General features: G+C 70.1%; 22 protein-coding genes. 17 read left to right on the top strand and 5 right to left on the bottom strand.

What is annotated here, in order from left to right; translation table 11 throughout:
• Nucleotides 1-156 precede the first annotated feature (156 nt).
• From AC6LJ9_RS05430 to AC6LJ9_RS05415, 4 genes are all read left to right on the top strand, one after another.
• Nucleotides 157-1,206 (top strand): endonuclease/exonuclease/phosphatase family protein, encoded by a 1,050-nt coding sequence (locus AC6LJ9_RS05430; RefSeq protein ID WP_498146740.1) that lies wholly within the window; start codon nucleotides 157-159, stop codon nucleotides 1,204-1,206.
• Nucleotides 1,207-1,472: 266 nt separating this feature from the next.
• Complete coding sequence (locus AC6LJ9_RS05425) at nucleotides 1,473-2,921, top strand: MltF family protein (RefSeq protein WP_498146739.1); 1,449 nt, start codon at nucleotides 1,473-1,475, stop codon at nucleotides 2,919-2,921.
• A gap of 99 nt (nucleotides 2,922-3,020) precedes the next feature.
• Nucleotides 3,021-3,536, top strand: a complete 516-nt coding sequence (locus tag AC6LJ9_RS05420) for a GNAT family N-acetyltransferase (RefSeq protein WP_498146738.1) — start codon at nucleotides 3,021-3,023, stop codon at nucleotides 3,534-3,536.
• Nucleotides 3,537-3,555: 19 nt separating this feature from the next.
• Entirely contained in the window at nucleotides 3,556-4,614 is a 1,059-nt protein-coding gene (locus AC6LJ9_RS05415) for a serine hydrolase domain-containing protein (RefSeq protein ID WP_498146737.1), read from the top strand.
• Here AC6LJ9_RS05415 and AC6LJ9_RS05410 read toward each other — a convergent pair.
• On the bottom strand, nucleotides 4,589-5,917 hold the full coding sequence (locus AC6LJ9_RS05410) for an aminotransferase-like domain-containing protein (protein WP_498146736.1): 1,329 nt from the start codon (nucleotides 5,915-5,917) through the stop codon (nucleotides 4,589-4,591). The genes AC6LJ9_RS05415 and AC6LJ9_RS05410 overlap by 26 nt on opposite strands.
• A gap of 164 nt (nucleotides 5,918-6,081) precedes the next feature.
• On the opposite strand from AC6LJ9_RS05410, the gene AC6LJ9_RS05405 reads away from it, so the two are divergent.
• A complete protein-coding gene (locus AC6LJ9_RS05405) occupies nucleotides 6,082-6,978 on the top strand; it encodes a DMT family transporter (protein ID WP_498146735.1) in 897 nt (298 codons plus the stop codon).
• 54 nt (nucleotides 6,979-7,032) lie between these two features.
• Here AC6LJ9_RS05405 and AC6LJ9_RS05400 read toward each other — a convergent pair whose 3' ends face one another.
• A complete protein-coding gene (locus tag AC6LJ9_RS05400) occupies nucleotides 7,033-7,716 on the bottom strand; it encodes a MarC family NAAT transporter (protein ID WP_498146734.1) in 684 nt (227 codons plus the stop codon).
• Nucleotides 7,717-7,868: 152 nt separating this feature from the next.
• Here AC6LJ9_RS05400 and AC6LJ9_RS05395 point away from each other — a divergent pair, with 152 nt between their 5' ends.
• From AC6LJ9_RS05395 to AC6LJ9_RS05380, 4 genes are all read left to right on the top strand, one after another.
• Nucleotides 7,869-8,903, top strand: a complete 1,035-nt coding sequence (locus tag AC6LJ9_RS05395) for a MerR family transcriptional regulator (protein ID WP_498146733.1) — start codon at nucleotides 7,869-7,871, stop codon at nucleotides 8,901-8,903.
• A gap of 78 nt (nucleotides 8,904-8,981) precedes the next feature.
• Nucleotides 8,982-9,788 carry a MerR family transcriptional regulator gene (locus AC6LJ9_RS05390; RefSeq protein WP_498146732.1) on the top strand — a complete coding sequence of 269 codons (807 nt, stop codon included), beginning with the start codon at nucleotides 8,982-8,984 and terminating at the stop codon, nucleotides 9,786-9,788.
• Between the two features lie 6 nt (nucleotides 9,789-9,794).
• Entirely contained in the window at nucleotides 9,795-10,724 is a 930-nt protein-coding gene (locus AC6LJ9_RS05385; RefSeq protein WP_498146731.1) for a YobF C-terminal domain-containing protein, read from the top strand.
• A gap of 88 nt (nucleotides 10,725-10,812) precedes the next feature.
• Complete coding sequence (locus AC6LJ9_RS05380; protein WP_498146730.1) at nucleotides 10,813-11,634, top strand: alpha/beta fold hydrolase; 822 nt, start codon at nucleotides 10,813-10,815, stop codon at nucleotides 11,632-11,634.
• A 15-nt stretch (nucleotides 11,635-11,649) separates the two neighbouring features.
• Here AC6LJ9_RS05380 and AC6LJ9_RS05375 read toward each other — a convergent pair whose 3' ends face one another.
• Nucleotides 11,650-12,219 (bottom strand): GNAT family N-acetyltransferase, encoded by a 570-nt coding sequence (locus tag AC6LJ9_RS05375; RefSeq protein WP_498146729.1) that lies wholly within the window; start codon nucleotides 12,217-12,219, stop codon nucleotides 11,650-11,652.
• A gap of 241 nt (nucleotides 12,220-12,460) precedes the next feature.
• Here AC6LJ9_RS05375 and AC6LJ9_RS05370 point away from each other — a divergent pair, with 241 nt between their 5' ends.
• Nucleotides 12,461-13,270, top strand: coding sequence for a DUF6348 family protein (locus tag AC6LJ9_RS05370; protein WP_498146728.1), 810 nt, complete (start codon nucleotides 12,461-12,463; stop codon nucleotides 13,268-13,270).
• Between the two features lie 29 nt (nucleotides 13,271-13,299).
• On the opposite strand, the gene AC6LJ9_RS05365 is transcribed toward AC6LJ9_RS05370, so the two are convergent.
• Nucleotides 13,300-14,499, bottom strand: a complete 1,200-nt coding sequence (locus AC6LJ9_RS05365) for a serine hydrolase domain-containing protein (RefSeq protein ID WP_498146727.1) — start codon at nucleotides 14,497-14,499, stop codon at nucleotides 13,300-13,302.
• 285 nt (nucleotides 14,500-14,784) lie between these two features.
• On the opposite strand from AC6LJ9_RS05365, the gene AC6LJ9_RS05360 reads away from it, so the two are divergent.
• Genes AC6LJ9_RS05360 through AC6LJ9_RS05330 form a run of 7 tightly spaced genes read left to right on the top strand, consistent with a single transcriptional unit; the run spans nucleotide 14,785 to nucleotide 22,935 of the window.
• Nucleotides 14,785-16,323 carry an amidohydrolase family protein gene (locus AC6LJ9_RS05360; protein WP_498146726.1) on the top strand — a complete coding sequence of 513 codons (1,539 nt, stop codon included), beginning with the start codon at nucleotides 14,785-14,787 and terminating at the stop codon, nucleotides 16,321-16,323.
• A gap of 25 nt (nucleotides 16,324-16,348) precedes the next feature.
• Entirely contained in the window at nucleotides 16,349-17,446 is a 1,098-nt protein-coding gene (locus tag AC6LJ9_RS05355) for an ABC transporter substrate-binding protein (protein WP_498146725.1), read from the top strand.
• Between the two features lie 12 nt (nucleotides 17,447-17,458).
• Nucleotides 17,459-18,289: an ABC transporter permease gene (locus tag AC6LJ9_RS05350; protein ID WP_498146724.1), complete on the top strand. Its 831-nt coding sequence runs from the start codon at nucleotides 17,459-17,461 to the stop codon at nucleotides 18,287-18,289.
• Nucleotides 18,286-19,110, top strand: coding sequence for an ABC transporter permease (locus AC6LJ9_RS05345; protein WP_498146723.1), 825 nt, complete (start codon nucleotides 18,286-18,288; stop codon nucleotides 19,108-19,110). Before AC6LJ9_RS05350 ends, AC6LJ9_RS05345 begins: the two co-directional genes overlap by 4 nt.
• 17 nt (nucleotides 19,111-19,127) lie before the next feature.
• Complete coding sequence (locus AC6LJ9_RS05340; RefSeq protein WP_498146722.1) at nucleotides 19,128-19,988, top strand: ABC transporter ATP-binding protein; 861 nt, start codon at nucleotides 19,128-19,130, stop codon at nucleotides 19,986-19,988.
• Nucleotides 19,989-20,033: 45 nt separating this feature from the next.
• On the top strand, nucleotides 20,034-21,395 hold the full coding sequence (locus tag AC6LJ9_RS05335) for an LLM class flavin-dependent oxidoreductase (RefSeq protein ID WP_498146721.1): 1,362 nt from the start codon (nucleotides 20,034-20,036) through the stop codon (nucleotides 21,393-21,395).
• A gap of 49 nt (nucleotides 21,396-21,444) precedes the next feature.
• Complete coding sequence (locus AC6LJ9_RS05330; RefSeq protein WP_498146720.1) at nucleotides 21,445-22,935, top strand: FAD/NAD(P)-binding protein; 1,491 nt, start codon at nucleotides 21,445-21,447, stop codon at nucleotides 22,933-22,935.
• Here the strand turns inward: AC6LJ9_RS05330 and AC6LJ9_RS05325 are convergent.
• Complete coding sequence (locus tag AC6LJ9_RS05325; RefSeq protein ID WP_498146719.1) at nucleotides 22,922-23,794, bottom strand: helix-turn-helix domain-containing protein; 873 nt, start codon at nucleotides 23,792-23,794, stop codon at nucleotides 22,922-22,924. The two genes, AC6LJ9_RS05330 and AC6LJ9_RS05325, sit on opposite strands and share 14 nt — an antisense overlap.
• Nucleotides 23,795-23,913 lie beyond the last annotated feature (119 nt).

Raw genomic sequence — 23,913 nt, 5'->3', positions numbered from 1 at the left:
ACTCGGTGAAAACCCTCGTTAAAAAGTGAACGAAATCAGACCTCTAGAAGAGTCACGACCGTCCCTCCCGTCCAATATTTCCGCTCATGAAGCTGCAACCTGCGGCCTGAACAATCCTCGCGTGGCAAGGCGAGGCCGCGTCGCCCGACGCGCGGCATGGAGGACGATCCGATGGACTATCTGGTGGCGTTCTGGAACCTGGAAAACCTGTTCGCGCCCGAGGGCTACCCCGAGCGCGAACCCTGGCTGGCCGACAGGCTGCGCAACGATCTGCGAGGCTGGACCCCTGAGCTGTTCGAGCGCAAGGTGGCGCAGCTGGCGGCCATCATCGCGCGGATGGGCGACGACCAGGGGCCCGACCTGCTGGGCGTCTGCGAGGTCGAGAACCGCCACGCCCTGCAGGCCCTGGCCGAGCGGCTCAACGCGCTGCTGCCGGACCGCGCCTACGACATCATCCACGTGGACGCGGAACGCGAGCAGCGCGGCATCGACACGGCCTTCATCACGGACGGCAAGCGGCTCAAGCCCAGGCGCAAGGAGCTGTTCTCGCACTGGGTCATGCGCCGCACCGGCACGCGCGACATCACGCAATGCACCTTCGTCACCGCCGCCGGCAACGAGCTGATCGCATTGGCCAACCACTGGCCGTCGCGCTCGGCGCCGGCCGGACGCGGGCCGCAGTATTCGGCGGGTTTCCGCGCCACGGCGGGCGAAACGCTGGGCTACTGGCACGAGCGCATCCGCGAGGTGAAAGGGCCCGACGCGGCCATCCTGGCCATGGGCGATTTCAACGACGATCCGTTCGACGCCTCGCTCACGATCCACGCCGGCGCCACGCGCGAGCAGGGCGACGTGGCGCGCGCGCAGAGCGCCCGGTTCTACAACCTGAGCTGGCGCTACCTGACGCAGGCCGCGGTCGACCATCGCGGCAAGGCGCGCGATCTGGACGGCACGCTGTATTTCAGCGGCGACGGCAATGTGTTCGACCAGATCCTGGTCGCGCGCGGCCTGCTGGCCGGATCCGGCGCGCTGCGCGCGCGGGTGGAAAGCGCGCGCATCGAAGCCTATCCCGAGATGGTGGACCATCGCGTCGGCGAAGGGCCGATCCGCTTCGGCCTGCCCAAGGGCGACGCCGCGCGCAACGTGAACGTGGATGGCTACAGCGACCACTTCCCGGTGTCCGTGCGCATCGACGAGGCGGACTGAGCCGCCGGGCAGGCAGCGCCCGCCGGCCCGGCCGGGATCACGGCCGGGCCCAGGGTCTTCCCCGACCCCGGGCGCGAAAACAACAATCGTTGCAGTCGCGGCAAAGAGTTCCATTTTTCGACTTCGAATTACGATATATTTCAACGCATAACGACGCACCATCCGGCGACCGCCCCCAAGCTTCACGGCCAGGACCGGACCACAAGAAGAGCTGTTGCCCGACCCTGCGCGACAAGCATGGCGGGCGCTACCAGGAGAGGGACATCATGCGTTCGCGTTTCGTCGTGGCCGCGGCATTGTGCTTTGCCGCCCTTTTCACCACCGCGCAAGCCGCGCCCGCGGCACAGGGCAAGGATCCGCTGAGCCTGGCCTACAACGTCAAGCCCTGGACCGGCGACCTGGACGGCATGAAGAAGCGGCAACAGCTCCGCGTGCTGGTGCCGTACAACAAGACGCTTTACTTCCTGGACAAGGGCGGCACGCAGCGCGGCCTCATCGTCGACATGATGACGGAGTTCGAGAAGCGCCTGAACGCCGGCGTCAAGGCGCACTACGCGCGGATCCACGTGGTCTTCCTGCCCACGCCCCGCGACCGGCTGATCCCGGACCTGCTGGCCGGCAAGGGCGACCTCGTCGCCGCCAACCTGACCATCACGGACGAACGCCGCGCGCAGGTGGACTTTTCACATCCGCTGGCCTCCGGCGTGCGCGAGCTCATCGTCACCTCGGCGAGCGCCCCGCCGCTCGCGTCGCTGGACGACCTGGCCGGCAGGGAAGTGCTCGTCAACCCGTCCAGCAGCTATTACAGCAGCCTCAAGACGCTCAGCGCCGCGCTGCAGGCGCGCGGCAAGCGTCCCATCGTGATCCGCGACGCGCCCGGCGTTTTCGAAACCGATGACATCCTGGAGATGGTCAACGCCGATCTCGTGAAGATCACCGTCGCCGACCGCTATCTGGCCAATTTCTGGAAGCAGATCTTTCCCGGCATCGTCGTGCGCGAGGACCTGACCGTGGACGCCGGCAACGACGTCGCGTTCGCCTTCCGCAAGGACTCGCCGCTGCTCGCCGCCGCGATCAATCCCTTCATGGACGCACATCGCGGCGACACCGCCTTCGGCAAGCAGCAGTTCAAGAAGTACCTGATGTCGACCAAATGGGTGAAGCACGCGGCCGATCCGGAAGACCTGGAACGCTTTCATCGCCTGACCACGCATTTCCAACGCTATGGCCAGGAGTACAACATCGACTGGCTGCTCATGGTGGCCCAGGGATACCAGGAATCGCGACTGAACCAGAACGCCAAGAGCGCGGTCGGCGCGATCGGCGTGATGCAGATCATGCCCGCCACCGGCAAGGAGCTGCAGGTCGGCAGCATCCATGTCGAGCAGAACAATATCCGGGGCGGCATCAAGTATGTGCGGCAGACGATAGACCGCTACTACGCCAACGAACCCATGACCGAGCTGAATAAGGGCCTGTTCGCCTTCGCCGCCTACAACGCCGGTCCCGGCCGCGTGAACAGGCTGCGCAAGGAAGCCGCCAAGCTGGGGCTGGATCCCAACGTCTGGTTCAACAACGTCGAGCGCGTGGCGTCGCAACGCATCGGTCGCGAAACGGTCCAGTACGTCAGCAATATCTACAAGTACTACATCGCCTATTCGCTGATCCGCGCGCAGGGCGAGGCGAATAACGCCGGCGGACTGGCGACGCGCTGACATCTGCCGCCCCCGCGCGCCCTGCCGCCGCGGACGCGCGGCGCGCCCTCCTCGTCTCTGCTATGGTCTGTCCTTCGCCGCCACGCCGCCCAGGACGCCATGCCCGTCACGCCTCCGCCAGACCTGCGCTTTCGCATCGCAGCCAAATCCGATTGCGGCGCGATCCTGCGCGCGCTCCAGGAACTGGCGGCGTCGCTGGGCGTGCCCGAACGCCTGCGCAGCACGCGCGAGGGCCTGGAGCGCCACGGTTTCGGTGAGCGGCCGGAATTCGAAGTGATGCTGGCCGAGGACGCCGGCGGCTTCGCCGGCATGTGCCTGTACTTCCCCTTCTTCTCGACCTGGGTGGGCGAGCCCGGCATCTACGTGCAGGATCTTTATGTGGACGCCGCCCGCCGTGGCGCGGGCATCGGCGAACGGCTGCTGCGCGAGGTCGCCCGGCGCGGGCTGGGCAATGGCTACACTCATCTCCGGCTGACCGTGGACGACGGCAACGCGGGCGGCGCCAAGTTCTACCATCGGCTGGGTTTCGAGAAATCCCCGGACGAGTATGTGCACAAGCTCGCCGGCGACGGCTTCCTGCGCTTCTGCCTGCCGCCTGGCCACAACGAACAATGAACCGATCCAAGGAGCACGCGTGAATCCCGATGTCCTGAACGCCCCGGTACGCGCGCTGGACGCGCCCACGGCCCTCTGCATCGCCGGCGCCGGCGCGGCCCGTCCCTGGGGCGTCGCGGCCGGCATGGCCGATGCCGCCGCCGGCCGCGCGCTGACGCTGGATACGCCGTTCCGCAGCGCCAGCAACACCAAGACCATGACCGCGGCCATCGCGCTGCGCCTGAAAGAGCGCGGCCTGCTGGACCTGGACGCGCCCATCGCCGGCCTGCTCTCGCCGGCGCACCTGGACCTGCTGCGTTCGGCCGGCTACGCCTGCGACGCGATCACTGCGCGCCAGCTCATGCAGCACAGCGCCGGGCTTTCCGATCATGCCGACGATGCCTATATCCGCGACGTGCTGGCCGACCCGGCGCACGCGTGGACGCGCGGCGAGCAGCTGCGCCGCTTCACCTCCCGGCCCCGCCCCATCGGCCGACCGGGCGCGAAGTTCCAGTATTCGGACACCGGCTACGTGCTGCTGGGCGAGATCATCGAACGGGCGGCCGGCGACTCGCTGGCCGCCGTGGCGCGCCGCGAGCTGGGCTTCGACCGGCTGGGCCTGGCCACGACCTGGTGGGAAATCGCGGAGCCCGCGCCGGCGAGCGCCGCGCCGCGCGCGCGCCAGTTCCTGGGCGAGCGGGACGTGACCGACGTCAGCGCCACGATGGATCTCTATGGCGGCGGCGGACTGGTCATGTCGGCGCGCGATCTGGCGCGCTGGACCGCCGACCTGTTCGAAGGCCGCGTCTACGAGCGCCCCGCCACGCTGGCCGAGATGCTGGCGCCCGGCGCCCACGAGGGCGCCGACGGCTACCGCCTGGGCCTGTTCGCCAAGCGCATCGGCGGCGCCGAGGTGTATTTCCACCTGGGCTACTGGGGCACGGCGGCCTACTACTGCCCGGCGCTGCGGCTGGCGATGGCGGGTTTCACCGCGAAACGCGAGACGCGGACGGGGATGCTGGCCGTGATGGAAGGCGCGCTGGAAAACGCGCTGCTCAATCCCGATCCCTTCCTCAATACGCCGGCACCGCTCGCCTGATCTTCTCCAGCGAGTCCTCCAGCACCGCCATGTCCACCGAGCCCAGCGCCAGCCGGATCGCGTGCGGCACCTGGGACGTGGTGGCGAACGGCTCGGCGGTCGTGACCGCCACCTGCTGGCGCTGCAGCGACATGGCGATCTGGTCGGCGCGCGCCTCTTCCGCCAGCGGGATCCACAGGAAGTACGACGAGGGATGCGCGACCACCGGCAGGTCCGCCAGCACGCGTCGCGCGAGCGCCTGGCGCGCCCGCGCGTCCTCGCGCTTGGCCTGTTCCAGCGCCGCCACCGTGCCGTCCTCCATCCACATGCAGGCGATGGCGGACATGACGGCGGGCGTGTTCCAGGTGGAACTGCGGATCACCCGTTCCATGGCTGGCAGCCAGGCATCGGGCGCCGCGATAAAACCGACCCGCAGACCGGCCGCCACGCTCTTGGACAGGCCGGACACGTAGACCGTGCGCTCCGGCGCCAGGGCCGCCAGCGGCGCCGGCTGCGGATGCACCAGATAGCCGTAGACCTGATCCTCGATCACGATCAGGTCATGGCGGCGCGCGATGGCCACCAGGCGCTCGCGACCGGCCTGGTCCAGCACCCACCCGAGCGGATTGTGCAGCGTCGGCATGCAGTAGATGGCGCGCACGCGGCGGGCGCGGCACAGGCGATCCAGCGCGTCCAGGTCCGGCCCCTCGGCGCTGACCGGGACCGGCGCCAGTTCCAGGCGCTGCGCCTCGGCCACGCCCTTGAAGCCGTAGTAGGTCAGCGCATCCACCGCCACCACGTCGCCCGGCCGCAGCAGGGCGGTGGCGGCGACAGCCAGCCCATGCTGGGCGCCGCAGACGATCAGCACGCGCTCGGCCGGCGCCCGCAGTCCGTGCGTGGCCAGATGGCGCGCCGCGACGGCGCGTTCATGGGGCCGGCCGCCATGCGGCTGGTAGCGCAGCAGCGCGTCCAGGTCGCCGGACTGGGCCAGCTGGCGCAAGGCGGCGCGCAGTTGCTCGGCCTGGCCCGGCAGCGACGGATAGTTGAAACTCAGGTCGGCCATGCTGGCGGCGGCCGTCTGCGTGTCCGTACCCAGGAAGGTCGGCCATTCCGGCTCGCGCACGAAAGTGCCTCGGCCCGTCTCGCCGCTGACCAGGCCCATGGATTCCAGTTCCGCGTACACGCGCGAGGCCGTGACCAGGGCCAGCCCCTGGCTGGCGGCGAGCTGCCGGTGGGTGGGCAGGCGCGTGCCCGGGGCCAGGCGCCCTTCGCGGATATCGGCGGCGTAGGCGTCAACCAGCTGCTTGTAACGGGCTTGCGGCATGGGTCGATGTATCCATGACAATTGTTTGATTGTACTGATAAGCGAGCATAGCATTGCATCGGCAGGGTCCGCGTTCCCCCGAACGGATCCCCTGCCGGCGGCGGCGGCCCTCCACGGGCCTGGCCGCTGCCTTTTTCCAGCAACGCCATTTTGCGCAGGCAATCATGCAACAGACAGCTATCTTGCGGAACAAGCCGGACGACCGGACCGCGAGCGGATGGATCAACGGTTTTCTCGGCGTCGTCATCTTCAGCGGCTCGCTGCCCGCCACCCGGGTCGCGGTCCTGGAGTTCGACGCCCTCTTCCTGACGGTGGCGCGCGCCGCCATCGCCGGCCTGCTGGCCGTCGCCGTGCTGTTCCTGTTCCGGCAGAAGCGCCCCGCGCGGCAGGACATCATCCCGCTCATCATCGTCTCGCTCGGCGTGGTGGTCGGCTTTCCGCTGCTGACGGCGCTGGCCCTGCGCCACGTGACCTCGGCGCACTCGATCGTCTTCGTCGGCCTGTTGCCGCTGACCACCGCCATCTTCGGCGTGATCCGAGGCGGCGAGCGGCCGCGCCCGGCCTTCTGGCTGTTCTCGATCCTGGGCAGCCTCTTCGTGGTCGGCTTCGCGCTGACCCAGGGCGTGAGCGCCTCGGTCGAGGGCGACCTGCTGATGCTGGCGTCCATCATCGTCTGCGGGCTGGGCTATGCCGAGGGCGGCAGGCTGTCCCGCACGCTGGGAGGCTGGCAGGTGATCTCCTGGGCGCTGGTGCTGTCGCTGCCGGTGATGGCGGCGATGACCTGGACGCTGGCGCCCCCGACCTTCGCCAACATCAGCACGCCGGCCTGGATCAGCCTGGCCTATGTGGCGCTCTTCAGCATGTTCATCGGCTTCGTGTTCTGGTATCGGGGCCTGGCCCAGGGCGGCATCGCCGCCGTTGGCCAGTTGCAGCTGCTGCAGCCCTTCTTCGGGCTGGCGCTGGCGGCGGGCCTGCTGCACGAGCACGTCAGCGTGGCCATGCTGGGCGTCACGGTGGGCGTGATCCTGTGCGTGGCCGGCGCCAAGAAGTTCGCCAGGTAAGACCGCGGGCGGACGCGCCGGCCCGGCAGCCGGATGCGCTCCGCCCGCCCCCGCTCAGGGCAGTCCGTGCGCGATCTCCAGCACGCCGTTGATCACGAACTGCACGCCCATGCAGACAAGCAGGAAACCCATCACGCGCGAGATGGCCTCCACGCCTTCATGGCCGATCAGCGCCACGATCTTGCCGGCCGAGGTCAGGCAGATCCAGAAGATCAGGCCCAGCAGCGCGAACACCACGACAGGCACCACCGCCAGCACCCAGGCCGGCACATGCGCCAGTTCATCGGAATTCATCGACGAGGCCGCGCTGATGATCATGGCGATGGTGCCCGGCCCCGCCGTGCCCGGCATGGCCAGCGGCACGAAGGCGATGTTGGGGGCGGCGCCGCGCCGGGCCGCCGCGTCGGTCTGCTCGACCTCGGGCGCGTCCTCGGGCTGCGCCTTGGGGAACAGCATGCTGAAGCCCAGCACCATGACGATCAGCCCGCCCGCGATGCGCAGCCCGGGGATCGAGATGCCGAAGGTGCTCATGATCCAGGCCCCGGCGTAGTAGGTCACCAGCATGATGCCCACCACGTAGAACGCCGCCTGGCGGATCTGCCGCGCGCGCTCCTTGTACGGAATGTGCTGTCCCAGCGACAGCAGCATGGTCATGGAAGTCAGGGGATTGGCCAGGGGCAGCATGATCACCAGGCCCAGGCCGGTGAGCTTGCCGAGCAGGAACAGGTCATTGAACATGGCGGGATCCGAAAAGCGGGAAGCGGAAAAGCCGCGCGGCCAGGCGCGGCGCCAGTCCCTATTGTGGCCCAAACGAGACATTGCCTTTCCGCTTGACCCTCACGTAACGTAACGCTCCAGAGTTCGGTCTGCGCCACTCACGGAGGGAAACGATGCAGCTGAAAGTAGGAGAACTGGCCAAGCGCAGCGGACTGACGGTCCGCGCGCTGCACCACTATCACGCGATCGGTCTGCTCAGTCCCTCGGCGCGCGCCGAGAACGGCTACCGGCTGTACGGCCGCGACGACATCGCCCGGCTCCACCAGATCCAGGCGCTGCGCCGCTTCGGACTGTCGCTGGCCGAGATCGGCGCCTTCCTGGACCAGCCCGGCGTCCCGCTGGCCGGCATCGTGGCGCGGCAGATCGCCGCCCTCGACCGGCAGATCGAGCAGGCCGCGCAACTGCGCGCAAGACTGGCGCAATTGCACGGCCAGCTGCTCGGCGGCGCGGAACCGGAGCTGGCCGATTGGCTCAACACTCTGGAACTGATGACCATGTACGACAAATACTTCTCGCAAGACGAACTCGACCGCCTGCCCATGTATCGCAGCAGCCAGAGCGGCTCGCCGGACGCCGACTGGCTGGCGCTGATCGCCGAGGTGCGCGCCCAGATCGACGCCGGCGTCGCGCCCGAGGCACGGCGGCCGCGCGAGCTGGCGACGCGCTGGATGACGCTGCTGGTCCGCGACACCGGCGGCGATCCGCGCCTGCTGGTCAAGCTGAACGCCATGTACGAACGCGAGCCGTCGATGCAGGAACACGTCGGCATCTCGCCGGCCATGCGCGACTACGTGCTGCGCGCCTTCTCGGAAAGCAAGCTGCTGGTCTATGAAAAGTACCTGACGCCCGGGGAGATCCGCCATCTGCGCGCCCACTACGACGACCGCGCCGCCGAATGGCCGCAGCTCATGGCCGACGCGCGCGACGCCATCGACGCCGGCCACGCGCCGGGCTCGCCCGCCGGCCAGGCCCTGGCCCGCCGCTGGATGACGCTGTTCAGCAGCTACGCCGGCAAGGATCCCGCCACCCACGCCAAGTTCCGGCAGGCCTTGATGAGCGAGCCCGGACTCACCGCCGGCACCTGGGCCAGCGATGAGCTGCTCGGCTTCATGCGCCAGTCGATGGCCTCGCTCGCGCAGGCGCGCTGAATGCCGTCCCGCCGCCCGGGCGGCGGGACGCTCAGCCCGCTTGACCTCGCCCCAGGGGCAAGCCCCACACTCGCGCCCATGACCGACACCCATCTGCTCGCGGGCCGCTTCGGCGCCCTGACCCAGCTGTCGCCGAAGGCATTGCGGCTCTATGCGGATCAAGGCCTGCTGGTGCCCGATCGCATCGACCCGGCCACGGGCTATCGCTATTACGCGATCAGCCAGGCCGCCACGGCCCGGCTGATAGCCCGGCTACGCCGGTTGGGCCTGCCGGTGGCCCGCGTCGCGCGCCTGCTGGCGCTGGACGAGATGACGCGCGCGGCCGAGCTGCGCGCCTGGCTGGCCGCGCAGGCGGACCGGTTGGCCGAACAGAGTGAGCTGGTGGACGCCATCGTCCGCCAGTCTGCCGACGGCGATGCCGGACTGGCTGGCGCCGTGCGCGTGCGCGACGTGCCCGCCGCCAGGCTGGCGTACCTGCAGACCCATGTCGATATCGACGGCCTGGAACCCTTCGCCCAACACGCCGACTCGGCGCTGCGCGACGCCCTGGCCCGCGCCGGCCTGCCCGCCGACGGCCCGCTGATGCTGCATTTCCACGAAGCCGTGGGCCATGATGGCGCCGGCCGGATCGAAGCCGCCATCGCCTATGCCGGCCACCTGGAACCCTCGGGCGAATTGAGCTTGCGGCTGCGACCTGCCGGACGCGAAGCCTATCTGCCCGCGCCGGCCGCGCTGCAAACCTATCCACAGGTGCTGCGCCTATACGACGCGATCGAGCGCTGGCTGGAAGGCCAGGCCGGTTCCTGCTGCGCCGGCAGTCCCTACGAAATCCACCCGGGCACCGGCGGCGCCCGCTTCGATGTCGCCTATCCCATCGCACCCTGAGGCTCCATGCGGCACCTGCCCTACATCGGCTCCGGCCCTTACTGCTATGCCAACAGCTTCGCCATGATGTTCGGCGAACACGCCCCGTCGACCGCCGTCATCGAATTCGCCACCGGCAGTCCGTTCGGCATGCAGATGCTCGGGGGCGCGCTGCCGCTGTTCGATCCCCATGGCTGGAATCCGGACGCCGGCTTCGACGGCGCGCTGGCGGCGCTGGGCTGGCGTTCGGACCGCAGTTGCGGCGGCAGCGCGGGCGAGGCGCTGGAACGTCTGCACGACGCGCTGGCGCATGGTCCTGCCTGGATCGGTCCGGTCGAGATGGGATACTTCCGGCATCAGCCTGGCATGACGGGACCGATCCAGGCCGATCACTATGTCGTCGCGCTGGCGATCGAGGACGGCTGCGTGCTGATGCACGACCCGCAAGGCTTCCCCTATGCCACGTTGCCGCTGGCCGACTTCATGGCCGCCTGGGCGGCGGATACCGTGGACTACGGCGCGCCCTACACCTTGCGCACGGGCTTCACGCGCATCTCGGCGGTCTCGGAGACCGAGGCCATCCGCGCCGCGCTGCCAGCCGCCGCGCGCTGGCTCGCCATGGATCCGCGACGGCCCGTTCCCGCCGGCACGCTGGGCAACGCCGACGCCGCCGAAGCGCTGGCGGACAGGCTGCTCGACGGCTGCGACGACGCGCTCCGGATGCATCTGATCCATTTCGCGGTCCGAGTCGGCGCGCGTCGCGCCAGCGACGCGGCGGCCTGCCTGGCCCGCGCCGGCTGCCCGCGGGCCGCCGCCGTGGCCGCCGAGCAGGCGCGATACATCGGCGCCCTGCAACATCCACTGGTCACGCGGCGCGACGCCAGCGCGGCCCAATGCCTGCGCCGGCTGGCGCCGACCTACTCGCGACTGCTCGCGGCCCTGCACGCGGAATCCTGAGGCAATCCGCCGGGGACGGGCGCGGGCCGGACACGATACGGCCTGTCGCTGTAGCATGGACGCCTGCTTCAGCTCCCAAGGATCAGGCATGGATTCCCCCCAATGGATCACATCCGGGCGCGCCCGGCTGGCGGCCAGCGTCTGCGGCCAAGGCGCCCCCATCGTGTTCCTGCACGCCGGCGTGTGCGACCGCCGCATGTGGCACGCCGTCGCGCCCCGCCACGCCGCGCGCGGCCGGGCCATCGCCTACGACCGGCGCGGCTATGGACTGACCCGCGCCGATCCCGAAGACCATGCCCAGGTCACGGACCTGCTGGCGGTGCTGGACGCGCTGACGGACGGCGAACCGGCGATCCTGGTGGGCGCCTCGGCGGGCGGCCGCGTCGCGCTGGACATGGCGCTGCTGCATCCGGCGCGCGTGCGCGCCCTGGTGCTGGTCGCGCCGAACATCGCGGGCGCGCCCGCGCCCGTCTATGACCCGCCGGTGCAAGCGCAGATGGACGAGCTGCGCCAGGCAGAGGCCGCCGGCGACATGGAACGCGTCAACCGCTGCAAGGCGCGCCAGCTGCTGGATGGCGTGCTCGCCGCCGAAGGCCGCGTGACGGGCGAGACGCGGGCCTTGTTCCTGGACATGAACGGCATCGCGCTGCGCGCCGCGCCCGGCGGACAGGCGCAGGAGCCCGCGCCCGCCTATCCGCGCCTGGCGGACGTCGCCGCGCCGACGCTGGTGGCCTGGGGCAGCCTGGATTTTCCACATGTACAGGAACGCTCGCGCCACGCGGCGCGGACGATCCCCGGCGCCGAAGCGCGCGAATTCATCGACGCCGGCCACCTGCCCAGCCTGGAGGACCCGGCCGGTTTTTCCGCGCTGCTCGAAGACTTCATCCTGCGCCGCGCCTCCGCGGGCTGACGCCGGGCAAGCGCGCTACGCCTGTCCGTCCCCGCCGGCCTGCCCTTCTGCGCCGGCCTGCCCTTCCGCGCCAGCTTGCGCATCTTCGCCGGCCAGCAGGGCCCAACGCTCGTGGTCGCGCCACTGCCCGTCAATCCGCAGATAGCGCGGCGAAAACCCTTCCTTGCGGAATCCGGCGCGCCGCAGCAGCGCGATGGATGCCGTATTGGCGGGCTGCACGTTCGCCTCCAGGCGATGCAGCCCGAGTTCGCCGAACGCCAGCTCGGCCGTGGCGCGCAGAGCCTCGCCCATCATGCCGCTGCCACGGAATTCGGACATGCCGTAATAGCCCAGATAGGCGCTGAGAAAAACGCCGGCGACGATCTCGTTGATGTTGACCACGCCGACCAGGCGGCCCGACGCGCCTTCGCGCGCGAGCAGGCCCACGTTCGGTCCGGTGAGCGTGCGCGCGAACCAGGCGTCGAAGCCCGCCTGATCCGTCAATGACGCGACCCAGGGCCGATGGTAGTGCTGGTTGGCCTGATTCGCGGCGATCAGATCGGCGGCATCGCCGCTACGGACGCGACGCAGTTCTATCCTGCTCATGGCTTGCTCCGAGCGAGCCCGGTGCCCGCGCCAATGGGCTGGCATTATGCCTCAAGGTCAGGCCCCGGCTGAACGCTGAAAACACCGCGAATTCGCGGGTGCCGGGCGTCGAGGCTTTACCGTGCGTAACCGTGGCTGGACCTGTCACGGCAAGACCGCTATAAATGACGCAGCCCCGCCCGCGCCGCAACGCGCGCACGCGGATCCCGTCTCCTACACCTGATCCAGAACCCTCCACGACATGGCATCTTCCGCCGCCCCCACTCCCCGCGTCAGCCCCGGCAATCCGGGCGACATCTCCACCTTCGCGATCAACTTCGAAAAAGGCGAGGAAAGCTGGGACGAGCAGATCGACCTGACCGAGCTGCTGCTCGCCGCCCTGCAGGAACGCGACATCCCCGCCACGCGCGACGAGGCCTGGCTGCGCACCGGCGACGGCTTCTGGCTGCTGCCGCAACTGGTGAGCGCGCAGCTGTCCGAGGACGGCAACATGCGGACGTCCACCACCATCCAGGCCTGGCACCCCGAGCTGGCGCCGGAAGGCGTGTTCGAGTATCAGCATTCGATCAGCAGCGAAGACGCGGTCAGCGCGTTCCGCCGGGGCTTCTCGCAATGGGCCGCGACGGACGCGGTGGCGCTGCGCGACAGCGCCAGCGACGAGCCCGACTGTCCCTGCATGATCATGGAATTCCCGGCCGACGACGGCGGCGCCAGCCTGCGCCGCCGCGTGGTGCTCGGCCCGGTCGCGCACTATGCCGAATCGCCCGCGCCGTCGCACGACGAAGAGCATCCGTTCTGTCCCTGCTGCCTGTTCACGAATTCGCTCGATGCCTTCCACGGCATCCTGCGCGACGGCGGCTATGCCGCGATCCGTCTGTATGCCGCGCGCGACGCCAACGGCGAGATCAGCGCGGACTGCCGCGTCAACGGCGAGGATTATCCGGCCGGGCAGCAGGCCCTGGCCGAATACGTCGGCACCTGGCCGCAGCGCGGCTTCGAGTTCCGCAAGCAGCTGGTGATCGCCCATCTGTACGACGGCGAGCCCGGCTGAGCGTCGCCGAGCGGCGATGCCCGGCGCGCCTAGCGCCGGGCGATCGCCCTGAACACGTCGTAGGTGCTGCGCTCGTCCTGCTCGGCGCCATGATCGCTGAGCTTGACGATGACCACGCGCCGGCCGGGATGCACGTAGGTGTACTGGCCGTAGATGCCCATGGCGGAATAGTCCTCGCCGTCGTCGGGGCCGCGATGCCACCACTGCGCGGAATAGCCCCAGCCATCCAGCGGCGTCGTCACCGGCGCCGCGATGCGCGCCACCCAGGCGCCCGGCACTACTTGTCGCCCCGCCACGTATCCCTGGTCCGCCAGCATCTGGCCGACGCGCGCGAAATCGCGCGCGGTGGCGTTGACGCAGCAGAACGCCTTTTCCGTGCCGCCGGCCTGGTCCAGGTTCCAGGTGGCCGGCCACTCGGCGCCGATGGGCTGCCAGATGTCGCGCGCCAGCAGGTCCGCCAGGTTGCCGCCGGCGGCCCGCGCCAGCGCCATCCCGAGCAACTGCGTGTCGACGCTGCGATAGGCCGTTGCGCTGCCCGGCGTGAATTCCATCTCGCGGTTCCGCGCGACAAAGCCCGGCAGGTCGCGCGTCAGGTACATGCGCGCCGCGCCGGTGAAGGGCCAGTATGGCCGATAGTTCTCGGCCACGAACACGCCGGAACGCATGTCGAGCAGGTCGCGCACCGTGACCTTGTCGTAGTCGCCGCCCGTCTTCAGCTCCGGCAACAAATCCACCAGCCGGTCGCTTTCGCGCAGCTTGCCTCGGGCGATGGCCTGTCCGACCAGCAGCGAGACCAGCGACTTGGACATGGACCATGAGGACATCAGCGTGCGCGCATCGACGCCGGGCCGGTACCACTCATAGGCCAGCTTGCCATCGCGCAGGATCACGAAGGCATTCGTGTGCGTCAGTTCCAGGAAGCGGTCGAAGGCGATCTGTCCGCCCTTCCAGGGCACGGTCGCGGGCGGCGGCTCGGGCTGCGCGGGCAAGGCCCAGGGCACGGCCGGCGCGGCCACCTCGCGCGCCGGGAACAGCTCGCCCCGGCGCGACGGTTCCGCCACTTCCAGCTGGTACAGCCTGTAGGGCGGCGGGATGTCCATGACCGTCGTGCCGGCATAGGCGACGGCGGCCAGGGCCGCGACGCCGGCCAGCAGCCGCCAGGCCAGGCGGCGCCGGCGCGGGACCGGCGCGGGCGCGCCGCCGGCCGGAAAGCGATTGCGGGAATTCATCGGGTAGGGGACATCCGGAACAGGCCACGGCAGCCAGGACGCGATCTTCGCACATCCGCGCGCGACCGGGCAGGCCGGTTATGTGGTCATGCCTCATTTAGTCATGCGGCATGACCTCATGCGCCATTTGGTCATGACGCAGTAAGAAACAACCAATCCGTCGTTTGCGCCTTCCGGGGTCTCACTTAATGTGGTCAGCCCAAGGTGGCGAACCCACGATGATGAACCGCCCCCGCCGGCGGGCCAAACCCGCCACCGCCGCCCGCCCGAACCACGGAGCCTCTCATGAACGACCGCCTGCACCCCGCCAAAGCGTCCCGATCCGCCGCCGTGAAAGCGCGGCTGGACCATCCCGTCATCGACACCGACGTGCACGTCAACGACTACGCGCCGGTGCTGGAAGACTATATCCAGCACTACGGCGGCTCCAAGCTGGTGGACGCACTGCGCAAGGCGCTGGGCTCGCGCTACCCCACGCGGCGCGACGGCAAGGACTGGTACCAGCAGACGCCGGCCGAGCGCCATGACAACCGCACGCTGCGCTCGCCGTGGTGGGCGCGGGTCACGCGCAACACGCTGGATCTGGCCACCTACACCCTGCCCGAGCTGCTGTACGAGCGCCTGGCCGAACAGGGCGCGGACTATTCCATCCTGTTCCCGAACGACGTGCTGGCGCCGCTGGGCGCGGGCGACGAGGCGCGCCAGCCGCTGCACCGCGCCATCAATCACTTCCATGCCGACCAGTACCGCAAGTACGCCGACCGCCTCACCCCCGTCGCAGGCATCCCGCTGAACACGCCGCAGGAAGGCATCGAGGAACTGGAGTTCGCGGTCAAGACGCTGGGCTTGAAGGTGATCAACATCGCCGGCGGCGTGAAGCGGCCCATCAAGGCCATCGCCCGCAAATATCCGGCCGATCAGTACCCGGAGATCGCCCGCCACGCCAGCTATGTCGACTTCTACGGCATCGACAGCGAATACGACTACGACCCGTTCTGGGCCAAGGTGGTCGAGCTGGGCGTGCCCGTCACCACGCATTACGGCAGCCAGGGCTGGACCGGCCGGCAGTCCACCAGCAACTACATGTTCAATCACATCGGCCACTTCGCCGACGGCTCGCAGGCCTTCGCCAAGGCGCTGTTCTTCGGCGGCGTGACGCGCCGCTTCCCCAACCTGCGCGTGGCCTTGCTGGAAGGCGGCGCCGACTGGGGCTCGCACGTCTACACGCACCTGGTCGATCGCTGGGAAAAGCGCAACCGCAAGGCGGTGCAGAACTACAACCCGGCCCACGCCGACCTCGCGCTGCTGCAGGATCTGTTCTCGCGCTACGGCGCGGATTTCATCCGTGGCCGCGAACCGGACCCGGCGCAACTGCTGCGCGACAGCCTGGGCATCTCCGCCCTGCCGCACAGCCGCGAGCCGCACGAGGACGAGCTGGACGATTTCGCCGCCGCCGGCATCGAGTCGGCCGAGGACATCCGCAAGCGCTGGGTGGACAGCTTCTACTTCGGCTCCGAGGCCGACGACCGCACCGTGGCGACCGCCTTCAACGACCGCGTCCATCCGCTGGGCGCGAAGATCAACGCGATCTGGTCCTCCGACATCGGCCACTGGGACGTGCCCGACCTGACCGAGCCGCTGGCCGAAAGCTGGGACCTGGTCGAACAGGGCGTCATCAGCGAACAGGACTTCAAGGCCCTGGTGTTCGGCAATCCCTACCGCCTCTACACCGAGGCCAATCCCGATTTTTTCCGGGGCACGGAGATCGAGCGCAAGCTCGCCGCCCGCCCCGCCGCCACCGACACCAAGACCCGCGCCGCCTGACGCCACGCCCTGTATGAGTCCCGCCATGAAGCCCTTGCAGTTCCTTCGCAGATCCCTGGCCGCGCTGGCCTTCCTGGCGGCCGCCGCCGCGCCGGCCGGCCCGGCGCGGGCAGCCGACACCATCCGCATCGGCGTGGCCACCGCCGGCGGCGGCGACCCCATCACCTGGGGCGGCTCGCCCGGCGGCGTGGTACGCGCCAACAACTGGCTGGAGCAGGCCTTCGCGGCCGACGGCGTCAAGGTCGAATGGCTGTTCTTCAAGGGCGCGGGGCCGGCGGTCAACGAGGCGCTGTCCAACAAGCAGATCGACTTCGCCTACCAGGGCGACCTGCCGCAGGTGGTGGGCCGCGCCAACGGCCTGAAGACCAAGCTGCTGGTGGCCAGCGGCGTGCGCAACAACCTCTACCTGGTGGCGCCGGCCGCCTCGCCGCTGTCGTCCATCAAGGACATCCGCGACCACAAGGTGTCCATCTTCCGGGGCACCAACGGCCATCTGGTCGCCATCAACGTGCTGGCCGCCCACGGCCTGGCCGAGCGTGACATCAAGGGCGTCAACCTGGACGCGGGCAGTGCCCAGGCCGCGCTGGTGTCCAACGGCGTGGACGCGGCCTTCGGCGGCTATGAATGGTTCAAGGTGCGCGACCAGGGCCTGGCCAAGGTCATCTACAGCACCCAGGGCCAGGATCCCGCGTACACGCGCCAGGCCTCGCTGCTGGTGCGCGAGGAGTTCGAGCGCGACAACCCGGCGCAGGTGCAGAAGGTGGTCGATGTCTTCGTGCGCGCCTCGCGCTGGGCCTCGGACGAGGCCAACCGTGACGCGCTGTTCAAGCTCTGGGAAAAGAGCGGCGTGCCCTACGCGTCCTGGGCCGCCGAGTTCGACAAGCAGGACCTGGCCGCGCGCAACTCGCCGCTGATCGACGACTTCATCATCGCCCGCTACAAGGCGGTGGTGGCCGACGCGCTCAAGCTCAAGCTGATCCGTCGCGAGGTATCGGTGGACGGCTGGTTCGACGACCGCTACCTGAGGCAGGCGCTCAAGACGCAGGGCCTGGAACGCTACTGGACCCGCTACGACGCCGCCGGCAAGGCCGTCGCGGGCGAGCGCCAGGCCTCGGCGCGCTGAACGGAGACGCACATGGCCGCCCTGTCCTCTTCCGGCGCCTGGCGCGCCGCGCCGCTGCCGCCCTGGGCGCGCCAGGCCGCCTGGACCGCCGCGCCCTGGCTGCTGCCCGTGTTGCTGCTGACGCTATGGCACGCGGGCGCCAGCCAGGGTTGGATCTCGCCACAGGTGCTGCCGCCGCCGGCCTATGTCTGGGAAACGCTGCGCGACCTGGCCGTCAACGGCGACCTGTGGCTGAACACCGCCGCCAGCCTGCGGCGCGTGCTGGCCGGCTTCGCCGCCGGCAGCCTGCTGGGCCTGCTGCTGGGCGTGGCCATGGGCCTGTCGCGCCGGCTCGAAGCCTATCTGCTGCCCACGTTCAATGCGCTGGTGCAGATCCCGGTGCTGGCCTGGCTGCCCTTCGTGCTGCTGCTGGTGGGCATCGGCGAAGCGCTCAAGATCATCCTGATCGCCAAGGCGGCGCTGGTGCCCGTGACCCTCAACACGCTGCAGGGCTTCCGCCAGGCCAGCCCGGCGCTGCGCGAGGTGGGACGCGTCTATGGCTACACGCGGCGCCAGGAAGTGCTGGAGATCGTGCTGCCGCTGGCCACGCCGACGCTGTTCACCGGCCTGCGGCTGGGCTTCACCAAGGCCTGGCTGTCGCTGGTGGTGGTGGAGCTGGTGGCCTCCAGCGAGGGCCTGGGCTACCTGATCGTGTACGGCCGCCAGCTGTTCCAGCTGGACCTGGTCATGGCCGCCGTGATCGTGGTGGGCGCGATCGGCTACACCATCGACCGCGCGCTGGACTGGACCGAGACGAAGCTGATTCGCGGCTCGGCCATCCAGGCGGCGGGAGCGCCGCGATGAGCGCCGCCCCCGCCCTGTCGCGCGACGCCGCCGAGGCGGCCGCCGCGCAGCCGCTGCCCGTCTCCGCCGCCGGCCGCTGGCGCGGGCTGGTCCTGCCCGTGGCCGCCGTGCTGCTGTGGTGGCTGCTGTCCCACGCCGGCCTGGTCAATTCGGCGCTGCTGGTCCCGCCCGAGAAAGTGCTGGCCACCGCCGCCGAGCAGATCTCCGGCGGCAAGCTGTGGCGCGCGCTGGGCGCCAGCCTGGCGCGGGAATTCACTGGATTCGCCATCGGCACCCTCGCCGGCCTGCTGCTGGGCGCGGCGCTGGGCGTGTCGCGCATCTTCAACCGCCTGGCCGGTCCCAGCTTCAACACCTTCAAGCAGATCTCGCTGTTCGCCTGGATCCCGCTGATCTCGGTCTGGTTCGGCCTGGGCGACACCGCCAAGGTGGCATTCCTGTCGCTGGCCGCGCTGGTGCCGGTGGTGGTCAACACCTGCGACGGCATCAGCCAGACCCCGCCCGCGCTGCTCGAAGTGGCGCGGGTCTATGGCTACACGCGCTGGCAGACCTTCCGCCAGGTGGCGCTGCCGGCCGCCGCGCCGGCCATCTTCACCGGCATCTACCTGGCCCTGATCTATTCCTGGCTCGCCACCATCGGCGCCGAATACCTGCTGGTGGCGGGCATGGGCATCGGCAACCTGCTGATCGAGGGCAGCGAGCATTTCCAGATGGACCTGGTGATCTTCGGCATGTTCGTGGTGGGCACGATCGGCTGGCTCACCAACGCCTCGGCCCGCCTGGCCGAGCGCCGGCTCGCGCGGCTGCGCGGCCGGACACTATGAACGCGGGAGCGACACGCATGGCAGAACCCCACACCCTGGATCTGGAACTCAAGGCCGTCGGCAAGCGCTACGCCAGCGCGCAGGCCGAGGGCGGCGCGCTGCAGGTGCTGTCCGGCATCGACCTGCGCATACCGGCCGGCCAGTTCGTGGCCGTGGTCGGCGCCAGCGGCTGCGGCAAGTCCACGCTGCTGCGGCTGATCCTGGGCCTGGACGACGCCCATGACGGCAGCATCACGCTGGGCGGCGCGCCGGTGCTGGGCACCAGCCCGGATCGTGGCATCGTGTTCCAGGACCACCGCCTGTTCCCCTGGCTGAACGTGGCGCAGAACATCGCCGTCGGCCTGCGCAACGCGCCGCGCAGCGCCTCGGAAAAGCGCGAGCTGGTGGCCGAGCACATCGCCCTGGTCGGGCTGGAAGGCTTCGAGCAGTCCTACCCGCACCAGATCTCCGGTGGCATGGCGCAGCGCGTGGCGATCGCGCGCGGCCTGGTCAACCGCCCGCGCGTGCTGTTGCTGGACGAACCCTTCGGCGCGCTGGACGCGCTGACGCGCGCCCGGCTGCAGACTGAGCTGCAGCGCATCTGGCAGAAGGAACGCATCACCATGATCCTGGTGACGCACGATGTCGAGGAAGCGGTCTACCTGGGCGACCGCGTGGTCATCATGCAGCCGCGTCCGGGCCGCATCCGCCGCATCGTCGACGTGCCGCTGCCGCATGCGCGCAACCGCAGCGACCCGCGCTTCATCCGCCTGCGCGACGACGTGCTGTCCGATTTCCTGGAGCCGGACGGCGCCCCCGCCGACGACAGCGCGCCGCTGGGCAGCGCCGCCAGCGTGCTGGCGCCGCCGTCGCTGGCCTCGCTGCGCATGGCCTGGTAGGCCGCCCCACGATTCTCCCTTTCATCCGACTAGGAACTCCACGCCATGACCCGCCCCCCGCGCCAGATCAAGCTCGGCGCCTTCCTGATGCAGACCGGCCACCACATCGCCGCCTGGCGCCATCCCGAAGCGCAGGCCGACGCGGCCGTGAACTTCCGCCACTACGTGGACCTGGCCCGGCGCGCCGAGGCCGCCAAGTTCGACGCCATCTTCCTGGCCGACGCGGTCGGCGTGCGCAACACCGACCTGCCCTCCCTGTCGCGCACCGCGCGCAGCGACCACTTCGAACCGCTCACGCTGCTGTCGGCGCTGGCCGCCGTCACCGAGAAGATCGGCCTGATCGCCACCGTCTCCACCACCTACAACGAGCCCTACCACGTGGCGCGCAAGTTCGCCTCGCTGGACCAGATCAGCGGCGGCCGCTCGGGCTGGAACCTGGTCACCTCCAGCGGCCAGGGCGAGGCGCAGAACTTCAACCTGGACGAACACGTGGAACACGCGCAGCGCTATGCGCGCGCGGCTGAATTCCACGACGTGGTGCTGGGGCTGTGGGACAGCTGGGAGGACGACGCCTTCCTGCGCGACGCCGACAGCGGCCAGTACTTCGACCCCGCCAAGCTGCATCCGCTGCATCATCGCGGCGAGCATTTCAAGGTGCGCGGCCCGCTCAACGTGGCGCGTTCGCCGCAAGGCCGGCCGGTGGTGGTGCAGGCCGGCGCCTCGCCCGCCGGCCGCGACCTGGCCGCGCGCAGCGCCGAGGTCATCTTCGTGGCCCATCAGACCTTCGACGAGGCCCAGTCCTTCTATCGCGACATCAAGCGCCGCGCCGCCGGCTACGGCCGCGACCCCGAGTCCATCAAGGTCATGCCCGGCATCTTCCCCGTGGTCGGCCACAGCCAGGCGCAGGCCGACGAGAAGTTCGCCCGCCTGCAGGACCTGATCCACCCGGTGGTCGGCGTGCAACTGCTGTCGAACATGATCGGCGTGGACCTGTCGGGCCATCCGGTGGACGGGCCGCTGCCCGAGCTGCCCGAGACCAACGGCGGCCGCAGCCGCCAGCTGCTGCTGGCCGACCTGGCCCGCCGCGACGGCCTGACCATCCGCCAGCTGTACCTGAAGATCGCCGGCGCGCGCGGCCACCAGCAAGTGGTGGGCACGCCCGCGCGCATCGCCGACCAGTTGCAGCAATGGTTCGAGGAAGAAGGCGCGGACGGCTTCAACATCATGTCGCCCTGGCTGCCCGGCGGCCTGGACGATTTCATCGAGCTGGTGCTGCCGGAACTGCGCCGGCGCGGCCTGTTCCGGCGCGAATACGCGGGCAGCACATTGCGCGAGCACCTGGGCCTGGCCCGGCCGGCGCATGTGCAGGCCAGCGCCCGCGCGCAACGTCCTGCCATCGCCGCCTGACGCGGACCACATGCCGGCCCCCATCACTCAACCAGAACGCATCTGTCACATGCCCAGCGATTCCACTCCCCATATCGCCATCATCGGCGGCGGCTTCGCCGGCGCCGTCACCGCGCTCAAGCTGGCCCGCGCCGCGCCCCGGCCGCTGGCCATCACCATCGTGGAAAGCCGCCCCGAACTGGGGCGCGGCATTGCCTACAGCACGCGCAACCCGGCGCACCTGATGAACGGGCCGGCGAAGAACTTCACGCTCTATCCGGACCAGCCCGAGCATCTGGCCTACTGGCTGCGCAACCAGGCCGAGCGCGACGGCTGGCGTCCGCCCGCCGGCGTGGCCTACGCCGACAGCTTCGCGCCGCGCCATCTCTATGGCGACTACGTGCAGGCGGAACTGGAGAACGCGCTGGCGCAGGCGCCGCATCCAATCGCGTTCAAGCACCTGGCCGGACGCGCGCGGGACCTGGACGGCGACGGCGCGGCGCGCTGGGCCGTGCGGCTGGAGGACGGACGCCAGCTGCGCGCCGACTACGTAGTGCTGGCCACGGGCCTGTTTCCGCGCACGCTCCATGAAGCGGGCCTGGAGCTGGATCCCGAACTGGTCCGGCGCGGCGCGGTGATCGACGACCTGTGGTCCGAGCCGCCGCCCAAGGCGCTGGCGCGCGACCGCGACGTGCTCGTCATCGGCAGCAACCTGTCGGCGCTGGACGCCATGATCCACGCCGACAGCCACGGCTTTCGCGGCGAGTTCCACAGTGTCTCGCGGCGCGGGCTGCTGGTGGCACCCCGGCGCGACGTGCAGCCCTGGCCGCCCTTCCTGGATCCGCAGGCCCTGCCCGCAACCCTGCGCGACCTGCTGCGCATCGTGCAGGCCGCGCGCCGCGACATCGCCAGCGCCGGCGAGGACTGGCAGCGGCTGGCCGGCGCGGTGCGGCCACACCTGCCCGCCTTGTGGACGGCGGCCAGCGCCGACGAGCGGCTGCGCTTCATCCGCCATCTGCGTCCGTACTGGGAACTGGGACTGCACCGCGCCGCCCCCGAGTCCAACGCCTGGCTGCAGGACGCGCGCCGCGCCGGCCGCTTCCGCCATCACGCAGGCCGCGTGCTGCGCCTGTCCCGCGCCGCCGATGGCCGCGTCGCGGTCAGCTGGCGCGCGCGCGGCGAATCGCGTCCGCAGCCCCTGCTGGTGGACCGCGTGTTCAACACGCGCGGCTTCGAATTCGACTGGACCCGCATCGACGATGCACTGCTGCGCAATCTGCTGGGCAAGGGCCTGGCGGTGCCGCACGCGACCGGCTTCGGCATCGCGGCTGATCCGGCCACCGGCGAAGTCGCGCAACGCCACGGCCAGCGGCCAGGGCTGTATGCCGTGGGCCATCCCTTGCGCGGCGTGTCCTGGGAATCCAACGCCATCGGCGAGCAGATCGCCGGCGCGACGGCGACCGTGACGGCCTTGGCGGAACAGTTGCGGACAACGACGGAAACCGGCTTCTTCCCGCCGGCCGGAACGGGCCTGGGGCCCCAGGCCGTCAGGGCCGCATGACGTGCTCGCCCAGCAGGCGATAGAACCAGAAGGCCTCGTCCTGCGCGATGCGCGCCTCCAGGCGCGCGGGCGACAGGCCCGTCACGCGGCGCACTTCGCGGCCCAGGTGCGACTGGTCGGCGAAACCCGCGCCGCCAGCCAGCCCGGCCCAGTCGATCGCGCCGTCCCGGCGATGCGCCGACATGCGCGCCATCGCGTCCTCGACCCGCGAATACAGTTGCAGATCGCGATGGCTCTGGCCGGTCCAGGCCTTGATGCGCCGCTGGGCCTGCCGCAGGCCCTGGCCAGCGCCTGACAGCACGGCCCTGCCAGCCAGTCCGCGCAACCAGTCGCCCAGAAGGGGAGCGGGCGCGGCCGGACGCGCATCGCGCCATAGCGGCGCCAGCGCGTTTTCCACGCGCGCGAACGGCCTGGCGTCGGACGCCTCGAAGACAGACAGGCAGGCGTCCACGAAGGCGCTCGACGCGACCTCGGCCACGGGCACGATGCAGTCCATCAACGCCATGCCACGCACGCCGGTCAGCCGCGCCAGGTCTTCCGGACGAAACGCCGCCGACAAGGCGTGCACCGGCCCGGGCGACCAGCTCGCGCGGGGCCGGCGCTGCGGTCCCGCCAGCGTCAGGCGCGGCAAGGGCGCTGACAGCGCCGGCTCGCCCGTCGCCGTCCCGGCCTCCTCGACCCGGTGCAGCGCGCCCTCGAAGATCCAGGACACCACCGCCAGCGGCGTTGCCGGGTAGTAGTTGAAACGCTCGGCGTCGGACAGCGCCAGCGCGCGCGTGTCGCGCTCCACCGCGGCAAACACGCCGGAGGCTGGCGCGATGCGCGGCAACAGCAGGCGGGATGAGGATGAGCGGGACATAGCGCGTGTCGGAGCGAGTGAGGAAAAGGGCGATGCATCTGCCGGACGCAAGCGCCCGGACGGCGCGTGCCGGACGCCGCCGCGCGCGTCGTTTCCGTTCTATACCCGGACCCGGGCCA

The organism is Achromobacter sp. 1011811831, assembly GCF_059760905.1.
This window is presented reverse-complemented; position numbering and strand designations above follow the sequence as displayed.